The sequence below is a fragment of the Rhodoluna sp. genome, assembly GCF_024639375.1.
In the GTDB taxonomy this organism is placed as follows: domain Bacteria; phylum Actinomycetota; class Actinomycetes; order Actinomycetales; family Microbacteriaceae; genus Rhodoluna.
In genome coordinates this window covers 144,866-154,239 of the sequence record NZ_JAHEIM010000001.1, presented here as the reverse complement: position 1 = coordinate 154,239, position 9,374 = coordinate 144,866, and the positions used below count along the sequence as shown (strand labels likewise).

General features: G+C 51.6%; 11 protein-coding genes and 1 pseudogene. 2 read left to right on the top strand and 10 right to left on the bottom strand.

What is annotated here, in order from left to right:
- The 7 genes from Q0L28_RS00785 to hrcA all read right to left on the bottom strand — a co-directional run.
- Window positions 1–386, bottom strand: a 386-nt coding sequence (locus tag Q0L28_RS00785; protein ID WP_296630205.1) for a hypothetical protein, incomplete at its 3' end; no start/stop codon positions are given.
- Window positions 387–845 carry an rRNA maturation RNase YbeY gene (ybeY, locus tag Q0L28_RS00780; protein WP_296630203.1) on the bottom strand — a complete coding sequence of 153 codons (459 nt, stop codon included), beginning with the start codon at window positions 843–845 and terminating at the stop codon, window positions 387–389.
- Window positions 842–1,774, bottom strand: coding sequence for a PhoH family protein (locus Q0L28_RS00775; protein ID WP_296630226.1), 933 nt, complete (start codon window positions 1,772–1,774; stop codon window positions 842–844). Before Q0L28_RS00775 ends, ybeY begins: the two co-directional genes overlap by 4 nt.
- A 52-nt stretch (window positions 1,775–1,826) precedes the next feature.
- Window positions 1,827–2,168 carry an HIT domain-containing protein gene (locus Q0L28_RS00770; protein WP_296630200.1) on the bottom strand — a complete coding sequence of 114 codons (342 nt, stop codon included), beginning with the start codon at window positions 2,166–2,168 and terminating at the stop codon, window positions 1,827–1,829.
- A gap of 36 nt (window positions 2,169–2,204) precedes the next feature.
- Window positions 2,205–2,933 carry a 16S rRNA (uracil(1498)-N(3))-methyltransferase gene (locus Q0L28_RS00765; RefSeq protein ID WP_296630198.1) on the bottom strand — a complete coding sequence of 243 codons (729 nt, stop codon included), beginning with the start codon at window positions 2,931–2,933 and terminating at the stop codon, window positions 2,205–2,207.
- 14 nt (window positions 2,934–2,947) lie between these two features.
- Window positions 2,948–4,033, bottom strand: a complete 1,086-nt coding sequence (gene dnaJ, locus Q0L28_RS00760) for a molecular chaperone DnaJ (protein WP_296630196.1) — start codon at window positions 4,031–4,033, stop codon at window positions 2,948–2,950.
- Window positions 4,033–5,052 carry a heat-inducible transcriptional repressor HrcA gene (hrcA, locus tag Q0L28_RS00755; RefSeq protein ID WP_296630193.1) on the bottom strand — a complete coding sequence of 340 codons (1,020 nt, stop codon included), beginning with the start codon at window positions 5,050–5,052 and terminating at the stop codon, window positions 4,033–4,035. Before hrcA ends, dnaJ begins: the two co-directional genes overlap by 1 nt.
- A 101-nt stretch (window positions 5,053–5,153) precedes the next feature.
- Here hrcA and Q0L28_RS00750 point away from each other — a divergent pair, with 101 nt between their 5' ends.
- Window positions 5,154–5,507 carry a DUF4870 domain-containing protein gene (locus tag Q0L28_RS00750; protein WP_296630191.1) on the top strand — a complete coding sequence of 118 codons (354 nt, stop codon included), beginning with the start codon at window positions 5,154–5,156 and terminating at the stop codon, window positions 5,505–5,507.
- On the opposite strand, the gene hemW is transcribed toward Q0L28_RS00750, so the two are convergent.
- Both hemW and lepA read right to left on the bottom strand, forming a co-directional pair.
- A complete protein-coding gene (gene hemW / locus Q0L28_RS00745) occupies window positions 5,504–6,736 on the bottom strand; it encodes a radical SAM family heme chaperone HemW (RefSeq protein ID WP_296630188.1) in 1,233 nt (410 codons plus the stop codon). The genes Q0L28_RS00750 and hemW overlap by 4 nt on opposite strands.
- Window positions 6,736–8,595, bottom strand: a complete 1,860-nt coding sequence (gene lepA / locus Q0L28_RS00740; RefSeq protein ID WP_296630185.1) for a translation elongation factor 4 — start codon at window positions 8,593–8,595, stop codon at window positions 6,736–6,738. The genes hemW and lepA overlap by 1 nt, the downstream gene beginning before the upstream one ends.
- Before the next feature lie 203 nt (window positions 8,596–8,798).
- Here lepA and rpsT point away from each other — a divergent pair, with 203 nt between their 5' ends.
- Window positions 8,799–9,059: a 30S ribosomal protein S20 gene (rpsT, locus tag Q0L28_RS00735; protein WP_296630181.1), complete on the top strand. Its 261-nt coding sequence runs from the start codon at window positions 8,799–8,801 to the stop codon at window positions 9,057–9,059.
- Between the two features lie 58 nt (window positions 9,060–9,117).
- Here rpsT and Q0L28_RS00730 read toward each other — a convergent pair.
- Window positions 9,118–9,374, bottom strand: a pseudogene (locus Q0L28_RS00730) (hypothetical protein); the annotation flags it as partial.

Here is a 9,374-nt window from a genome sequence, read left to right as displayed (position 1 = left end):
TCCTGCTCAAACTCTTCGGGTTCGTCAATCTTGGGCAGCGAAATTGGCGTGAATAGAAGGTGCGTTGAATTAACCAGCGGTTTGCTGAAGCGCAGCAATTGCTCACCAAAACCGCGATGGCCAAAGGCGCGGGCAGCAAACTGTGATCCAAAAAGAAGGGCAACCATCAGCGAGATCGAAATGAGAGCAGACCACCACCACTGCAATCCAAAGGGAATCACTGCCTGGCCAATCACGACACCGAACACACCGGTTAGCACCAGACGCACGAATCCAAGCGATTCAGCCTTGTCTGACTCCTTGTTTTCAAGAGTCGCTTTCACGATCGCAGTCGCGGTGGCCAATAGGGCCAACAACGCGGCTACCCAAAGCGGTAAATAAGTCAACTAGTTTGCCTCGCTGGCATAGAAGCTCTCGAGAATGCCCTTTTGCAGGCCAAACATCTCTTTCTCTTCATCAGGCTCGGCGTGATCGAACCCCAATAGGTGCAAAATTCCGTGGGTGGTTAACAGCAAAATCTCGTTGATTGGTTCGTGACCGGCTGCCTCGGCTTGCACAATGGCAACAGCTGGGCAAACCACTATGTCACCTAACAATCCCGGCGGAGTGATGTCTGCGTCGGTGCCTGGTCGAAGTTCATCCATTGGAAAACTAAGTACGTCGGTTGGCCCTGGTTCATCCATCCACTGAATGTGCAGGTGCTCCATGGTGGCCTCATCAACAAACTGGATTGCCAATTCGGCATTTGGGTGAATGTGCAGTTTGTCTAGGGCATGTGTCGCCAACCGAAGCACCCGCGCTTCATCTACGGCAATCTCAGACTCGTTATTAATTTCGATAGTCATCGCTTGCCTGCTCCGGGTTTCAAATTGGTCTCTTCAAATTTTGTATACGCGTCAACAATCTTGGCAACCAGGTTGTGTCGAACTACGTCCTCGGATGTCAGAGTGGCGAAGTGCATGTCTTCGACTTCACCTAGCGCTGCCACGGCAGTGCGCAAGCCTGAGTGGCCGGTTGGCAAGTCGATCTGCGTGATGTCGCCGGTGACCACCATCTTGGAATTGAAACCGAGACGGGTGAGGAACATCTTCATCTGCTCGGGCGTGGTGTTTTGTGCTTCATCAAGAATGATGAATGAATCATTGAGCGTGCGCCCTCGCATGTAAGCCAATGGAGCAACTTCGATGGTGCCCGAAGCCATCAACTTTGGCACGGCATCCGCATCCAGCATTTCGTGCAGTGCATCGAAAAGTGGGCGCAAGTATGGGTCGATCTTCTCGTTCAGTGTTCCGGGCAAGAAGCCAAGACGCTCACCAGCTTCAACGGCCGGTCGAGTCAAAATAATGCGACTCACTTCTTTGCGTTGCAACGCTTGCACTGCCTTGGCCATGGCCAAGTAGGTCTTACCGGTTCCTGCGGGGCCGATGCCAAACACCACAGTGTGCTGATCGATGGCGTCTACGTAGTTCTTCTGGCCCAATGTTTTAGGTCGAATGCTTTTGCCACGAGAGCTCAAAATGCTTTGGCTAAGCACGTCGGTTGGCCGAACATCTGAATCGATCATCTTTGCTGATCGAGTGAAATCTTGGGGAGCAAGTTCTTGACCGTTGATAATCAAAGCAACCATTTGCTCAATTAGTTGTTTGGCGCCAGCAACTTGCTCGGCCGGGCCTTTAAGAATTACCTCGTTAGAACGAGCATGAACCTCAACCTCAGGAAAAGTAAGCTCAAGTGTTTTTAGCAAACGATCTTCGGTGCCAAAAAGAGCAACCATTGGAACACCTTGAATCTCAAGGTGTTCGGTCTTGCTGCGACCTGCGTTTGGATTAGGCAATATCTGCTTTCGGAGTTGTGCTGGTGATGTGGCAGTGAGCGTGGAAAACTGTTTGACCAGCTTCTTCGCCGGTGTTGAAGCTCAATCGGAAAGATCCGGTTGATTTCTCGAGGGCCAATTTTGAACCCAACTGAATCACATCGACAAGCGATTCAGGGTCAGCTTCAGATAATTCGGCAATGTTTGCGTAGTGCGCCTTTGGAATCACCAAAATGTGTACCGCTTGCCTTGGGGCAATGTCCCAAAAAGCTATTGATAAATCTGTCTCTGCAACGATGTTGGCCTGAATCTCTTTGGCCGCAATTCTGCAGAAGATGCAATCTGAATTGTGCAAACTAACCCTCCAGATTCAGTTTAGTTTGGGGCTCGGCTAAGACCATTGCCCCGAAAGGGTCAAAATAGCCGAGATAGCAGCCACCCCTGCCGTTGAGGTGCGCAAAATTGGCTCACCCAAATGAACTCGAACCGCACCAAACTGCTCGGCCTGCTTCAATTCATCCTCAGAAATGCCGCCTTCGGGGCCAACTATCAGCGCCACTCGCCCACTCTTTGGAATCTCCGTGCTGGCGATTCCGCTGGTAGCAGTTGGATCCAGAACCAAAACCAGGTCAAAAGAATCGATCAACGCCTGCAACCCAGAGCTCTCAATCGGGGCCGTGACTACTGGAACCCAAGAACGCAGAGATTGTTTGGCAGCTTCTGAAACGATTGTTTGCCAACGCTCAACGCCCTTGTCTTCTTTCAAGCCAATCCAGCGACTAATTGAACGGTCAGCTTGCCAAGGGGTGACTTCAAAGACGCCAAGTTCAGTTGCTGCTTGAATTGCGAGTTCATCGCGGTCACCCTTTGCCAAAGCCTGCACCAGAGTGAGTTGCAATGCTGGTGCAGGTTCATGCACTGACTCTGAGACACGAACGACCAGCTTGTTGCCATTGATTGCGTCTACCGCCCCTCGAACTCGAACGCCGGCACCATCGGTGACCTGAATTGCTTCACCCACACGCATGCGTTTCACCGAAATTGCGTGCTTGGCCTCGGCACCAGATATTTCGAACGCCGAGCCGACAACAGCGGGCTCATCGAAAACACGGTGAAACATCGGCTCAACCACAGTTAACCTCGACGCTTAGAAGAGAAACGACCGTGAGTTTGCTTTACCAATTCGATTTTGTCTGCCTTGCGCAAACCCGCGAGTGAACGGAATAGTTCTTTTTGCTTTCCATCGAGTTTGGTTGGTGTCTTTACGTGCAAGGTGATCAGCAAATCGCCTCGGCCACTGTGACGAAGGTGATTGACACCCTTGCCCTTGATAGTGATGACGTCGCCGCTTTGTAATCCTGGTTCAAGCTGAATTTCAATTTCGCCGTCAAGGGTTTGAATTGTTGCCATCGCGCCAAGCACAGCATCGTGAAGCGGAACATCAACAGTGCAGGTTAGATCATCTCCCTGACGACCAAACACATCATGTTGCTTGACTGCCATGTCGACATAAAGATCGCCACTTGGGCCACCGGCAAAACCAACTTCACCCTGACCAGCAAGCTGCAAACGCAAACCATCTTCAACACCTGCAGGAATATTCAAATCGATTTTGCGTCGAGCGCGCACACGACCTTGACCGCGACAGTCAAGACACGGATCAGGAATCACCTGACCGTAGCCGCGACAAGTGCCACACGGTTGCGAGGTAACCACGTTGCCAAGCAACGAGCGCACCTGGCGTTGAATTTGACCGGAACCGCGACAGATGTCACAAACAGCCGGGCTGGTGCCTGGTCGGCAACAAGAACCCTGGCATGTTTCACAAAGCACTGCGGTGTCAACCTCAACGCTCTTTTCAACACCAAAAACCGCTTCAGATAAGTCGAGCTCAACTCGAATGAGCGCATCCTGACCTCGTTCGGCTCGTGAACGCGGCCCGCGCTGGCCACCTCCGCCAAAGAAGGTGTCAAAGATGTCGCCGAAACCGCCAAATCCGGCGGCACCGAATGGGTCTTGGTCACCCATGTCATATTTGCGGCGCGAATCGGCATCGCTCAACACCTCGTAGGCGTGCGTGACAAGTTTGAAACGCTCTTCGGCATCTGCTGCAGGGTTTACATCTGGGTGCAGTTCGCGTGCAAGTTTGCGGTAAGCCTTCTTGATTTGATCTTCGCTGGCGTCACGCGCCAGGCCAAGCACTTCATAGTGGTCTGCCATTAGTTTCCTAGAGTCTTGGTTAGATAACGAGCAACTGCGCGAACGGCAGCGATGTTGGTTGAGTAATCCATGCGAGTTGGGCCAATCACGCCAAGCTTGGCAATTTCGCTGCCCTGGTTTTCATAGCCGCTCACAACAACTGAGGCTGTGCTGAAACCTTCAAACGAATTCTCTTTGCCGATGCGCAAACTTACGCCGTGTTGCTCTGCCTGCATTTCGGTGATCAGTTTTAAGAGAATGACTTGTTCTTCAATTGCCTCAAGAACGGGTGAAACGCTGCCAGCAAAATCATCCTCACGCTTTACCAAATTTGCGGTGCCAGCAAGAATAATTTTTTCTTGGCGATTTGCATCAACCTGTTCAAGCAAATTGGCCAAGATGAGTTGAACCTGAACTTTTTTGGCAGGCGCGAATGTTTCGGCAAGCCCCCGCACTGTTTCGGCCACGGCACTCAGCGACGCACCGCCAAGCAAGGTGTTGAGTTTTGCTCGCAGTTCAGCAATAAAAGCCTCATCAACGTTTTCGCCCAATTCAATGACGTGCTGTTGAATGCGACCACTGTCTGTGATCAAAACCATCAGCACGCGCGTGTCGGCTGCAGGAATCAACTCCACATGGCGAATTGAGGCTTTGCCAAGAGTTGGGTATTGAACCATAGCCACTTGATTAGTTAGCGATGACAGCAGGCGCACCGTGCGACCCAAGGTTTCATCAAGGTCGGCGCTGCCAACCATAAAGTTCTCGATGGCCTGACGTTCGGCTTGACCGAGTTGCTTGACTTCGTTGAGTCGATCAACAAAAAGTCGGTAGCCCTTATCGGTTGGCACTCGACCTGCCGAAGTATGCGGGGCATGAATTAGATCTTCTTCTTCAAGCAATGCCATGTCGTTGCGAATGGTTGCCGCAGAAACCCCAAACGAGTGACGCTCAACCAACGACTTCGAACCGACTGGTTCCTTTGAGGCGATGTAATCCTGAACGATAGCGCGAAGAACTTCGAGACTGCGGTCTGGAATCATGCTGCACCCCGTTTCTCCCAATTAGCACTCTTACTTTCTGAGTGCCAATATTACCCCGACACCGCTGTTTGATTAGGCTGACATTGACGAACAGGAACTTCATGAGCGACAACGACTACACCACACCAGCCGAGCCACTATCTAAAGAGGGCGAGCGATTTTGGGCAATCGCGGTGCACGCCTTGGGTATCGTTCTCGAATTCTTCGCCCCGCTGCTGGGCTACCTGCTGTTGAAAGATCGTGGACCCTTCATAAGACACCACGTGATTGAGTCTTTGAACTTTGGCCTAAACATGTTGCTGCTCTACGTGGTTCTAGCAATCAGCGTGGTTGGCTGGCTGTTCTTCTGGGTACCACCGATTATTTGGGTGATCTTTCGCATCATTGCTGCCTATAAAGCCAGCCTCGGCGAGTTTTACCGTTATCCGTGGACCATTAAATTCATCAAGCACTAAGCGAGAATTTGGCGCACCAACGAGTCGGCTAGCAATCGCCCCTTCAAGGTGAGCACCAAGTGACCACCGATGGCGGCCCTGGCATCAATCAATTCATCTGCAATAAAAGTTGAGATCAATTTGGCGTGATCGGCATTCAGCTGCTTGACCAAGTCGATTGACAAACCCTGACTCATGCGAATCTCGAGAAGCACCCGCTCTTCTAAACGAGTTTGGTCGCTCAGAATTTCTCTACCCAAAGCCGGTGACTCATTTGCGGCAACTTTTGATGCGTAGGCGGCCGGATGCTTGGCATTCCACCAGCGCACACCACCGAAGTGACTGTGCGCACCAGGGCCATAACCCCACCAATCTTGGCTAGCCCAGTAGGCCACATTGTGTGCCGAGGCCGTTGCTGAATTGCGCGACCAGTTGCTCACTTCGTACCAATTCAAACCGGCTGCAGCAAAAAGTTGGTCAGCAAGTTCATATTTATCGGCCTGCAAATCTTCATCAGGTTCGGCAAGTTCGCCTGACTTAATTTGCCGAGCAAGCTTGGTGCCTTCTTCAACAATTAGCGAATAGGCGGAAATATGATCGGTGCCATAAGACAGCGCGGCCTCAATCGATTCACGCCACTGCTCGAGAGTTTCACCGGGGGCGCCATAAATGAGATCCACAGAGGTGGCAAGCCCAACCTCTTTCGCAGCAGTAACCGCGGATGGCACATTCGCCGGTTGGTGACTGCGCTCCAAAGTTGCCAGAACTTCTGGCACAGCTGATTGCATGCCAAATGAAATTCTGTTGAAGCCTCCGCCAACCAACTGTTGCAAATAGTCGACATCAACATTGTCGGGGTTTGCTTCGGTGGTAATTTCAGCGCCAGGTGCAAAATCAAATGCATCACGAAGTGCGCTAAGAATTGCAACCAAATCGCTGGCTGGTAATTGAGTTGGCGTGCCGCCACCAAAAAATACTGAAGCAAGTTTTCGTTTAGGCAAGCCCGCATCACTAACTACGCGCGCACTAAGTGCAATTTCACCAATCAGGGTTTGCGCAAAGGTGGATTGACTTACGCCATCGAGTTCGGTTGCCGTGTAGGTGTTGAAGTCACAGTAGCCACAACGCACACGACAAAAAGGAATGTGCAAGTAGGCGTGCAGAGTTCGAGAACTTGCATCGATTGCAACTTGGTTCGGCAGTGAGCCATCCGAAGGTGCTGGTTCGCCAATTGGCAAAGGGCCGGCCATTACTTGCCCTTCTTCTCGCCCTTTTTCTCACCATCGGTAGAAAGCGCAGCAATGAAGGCTTCTTGAGGAACTTCAACGCGACCAATGGTCTTCATGCGCTTCTTTCCTTCTTTTTGCTTCTCTAGAAGTTTGCGCTTTCGAGAAATGTCACCACCGTAACACTTAGCCAAAACGTCTTTGCGCATGGCGCGAATAGATTCACGAGCAATAATGCGCGCACCGATGGCTGCCTGAATTGGCACCTCGAACTGCTGACGCGGAATCAATTCGCGAAGCTTTCCGGTGATCATCACGCCGTAGGCATAAGCCTTGTCTTTGTGCACGATTGCGCTAAATGCGTCAACCTGTTCGCCCTGCAACAACAGGTCAACCTTCACCAAATCGCCTTCGGCTAGGCCCGCCTCTTCATAGTCAAGAGATGCGTAACCCGCGGTCTTGCTTTTTAGCTGATCGAAGAAGTCAAAAACGATTTCAGCAAGTGGCAATGTGTAGCGCAATTGCACACGGTCTTCACCTAGGTATTGCATGTCAATCATCACGCCGCGGCGACCCTGACAAAGCTCCATCACAGTACCCACGTAATCCTTAGGCAAAAGAATTGTGGCCTTAACCATTGGCTCAAGAATCTTCTTGATTTTGCCGCCCGGGAACTCACTCGGGTTGGTAACAACTTGCTCGTCGCCATTTTCAAGAGTCACCTGATAAACCACGGATGGCGCAGTTGCAATCAGGTCAAGTCCGAATTCGCGCTCAAGACGTTCGGTCACAATCTCAAGGTGCAACAAACCGAGGAATCCACAGCGGAATCCAAAGCCCAGTGCAACCGAGGTTTCTGGTTCGTAAACCAATGCAGCGTCTGAAAGCTTTAGTTTGTCTAGTGCTTCACGCAGGTTTGGGTAGTCACTGCCATCGATCGGGTAGACACCAGAGAAAACCATTGGCTTCGGATCTGCGTAACCCTTAAGTGGTTCAGTGGCTGGCTTCAATTTTGTGGTGACGGTGTCGCCAACCTTTGATTGGCGAACATCTTTTACGCCGGTGATTAGGTAGCCCACTTCGCCAACGCCAAGACCCTTGGTTGGTTCAGGCTCAGGTGATGAAACACCAATCTCAAGAGCCTCGTGCACTGCCTTGGTCGACATCATGGTGATTTGCTCGCGTGGTGCCAAGTGACCATCGATCATTCGCACATAAGTAACCACGCCGCGGTAGCTGTCGTAAACCGAGTCAAAAATCATGGCGCGAGCAGGCGCGTTTGGGTCACCGACCGGGTGCGGCACGGTGGCCACAATTTTGTCGAGCAACACGTCAACACCAACACCGGTTTTTCCAGAAACACGCAGGCAGTCTTCTGGATTGCCCCCAATTAAGTTGGCCAGTTCTTCGGCATATTTTTCTGGCTGGGCAGCCGGCAAGTCAATTTTGTTGAGCACCGGAATGATTTGAAGATCGTTTTCCATGGCAAGGTAAAGGTTCGCGAGAGTCTGGGCTTCAATCCCCTGGGCTGCATCAACCAGCAGAACCGCACCCTCACAGGCAGCCAGTGAGCGAGAAACCTCATAGGTGAAGTCAACGTGGCCTGGCGTGTCAATCATGTTCAAGGCGTAGGTCTGGCCGTCGACATCCCAAGGCATGCGAACAGCTTGAGATTTGATGGTGATGCCGCGTTCGCGCTCGATGTCCATGCGGTCTAGGTATTGGGCACGCATACTGCGGGCGTCCACCACTCCGGTGAGCTGCAACATGCGGTCTGCCAGGGTGCTCTTGCCGTGGTCAATGTGGGCAATGATGCAGAAGTTGCGAATGAATTCAGGCGGGGTCTTGGCCGGTTCTAGGCGGTGCAAAGAGCGTGGCGACAAGATTTACCTCTGATTGTGATGAATTGGCCGATGCGGCCGAACACCTATTCTGGCATAAATAGTGCGCAAAACCCTTGGTTTAGTTGCCCAATCCCCCGGCTAACTGTTAGCATTGGAGGTCGATACGGGTGATTTCCCGAAATCCACATTTTTCAGCTGAGTAAGTCGTTTTATGCCTGCCCAGCTAACTAAGAAAGCGAAACATGGCAAATATCAAGTCACAGATCAAGCGCATCGCTACTAACGCGAAGGCTACTGAGCGCAACAAGGCTGTAAAGAGCGAACTAAAGACCGTTGTGCGTGCAGCACGCGAAGCAGTTGCAGCTGGCGACAAGACCAAGGCAGCTGCAGCAGTTGCTCTTGCCGGCAAGAAGCTAGACAAGGCTGTTTCAAAGGGTGTAATCCACAAGAACCAGGCTGCTAACCGCAAATCTTCAATTGCCAAGAAGGCAACTGCTCTATAAAAAACTTTGCGATAGAAATAAGTCGCATAAATCCCCGAGTCTTTGACTCGGGGATTTTTTATTTACTTGTCAGTTTTCTTGAGGTGCCCGCATAGAAACCTATGACGGCTTGAACCAAACTAATCAGGGCTACAAAGGCAAAACCTGCGGCATAGCTGTGGGCCACTGAAGCCAGCAAGCCAACCGCGAAACTTGCCGCTGCAGCGAATAGATAACCCCACCCCTGAGCCATTGATGAAAGCTGGGTGGTTTGCGCACCTGCGGTCGCTCTAGTTCCAACCAGCGATAGTGCAATTGGAAAAGTGCACTGCAGTC

What these genes read in the sequence shown, in the direction of transcription:
- dnaJ (WP_296630196.1), bottom strand. Translation starts at nt 4,033, where the DNA reads ATGGCAGACCACTATGAAGTGCTTGGCCTGGCGCGTGACGCCAGCGAA.
- ybeY (WP_296630203.1), bottom strand. Translation starts at nt 845, where the DNA reads ATGACTATCGAAATTAATAACGAGTCTGAGATTGCCGTAGATGAAGCG.
- hrcA (WP_296630193.1), bottom strand. Translation starts at nt 5,052, where the DNA reads ATGATTCCAGACCGCAGTCTCGAAGTTCTTCGCGCTATCGTTCAGGAT.
- Q0L28_RS00750 (WP_296630191.1), top strand. Translation starts at nt 5,154, where the DNA reads ATGAGCGACAACGACTACACCACACCAGCCGAGCCACTATCTAAAGAG.
- Q0L28_RS00775 (WP_296630226.1), bottom strand. Translation starts at nt 1,774, where the DNA reads ATGGTTGCTCTTTTTGGCACCGAAGATCGTTTGCTAAAAACACTTGAG.
- rpsT (WP_296630181.1), top strand. Translation starts at nt 8,799, where the DNA reads ATGGCAAATATCAAGTCACAGATCAAGCGCATCGCTACTAACGCGAAG.
- hemW (WP_296630188.1), bottom strand. Translation starts at nt 6,736, where the DNA reads ATGGCCGGCCCTTTGCCAATTGGCGAACCAGCACCTTCGGATGGCTCA.
- Q0L28_RS00765 (WP_296630198.1), bottom strand. Translation starts at nt 2,933, where the DNA reads ATGTTTCACCGTGTTTTCGATGAGCCCGCTGTTGTCGGCTCGGCGTTC.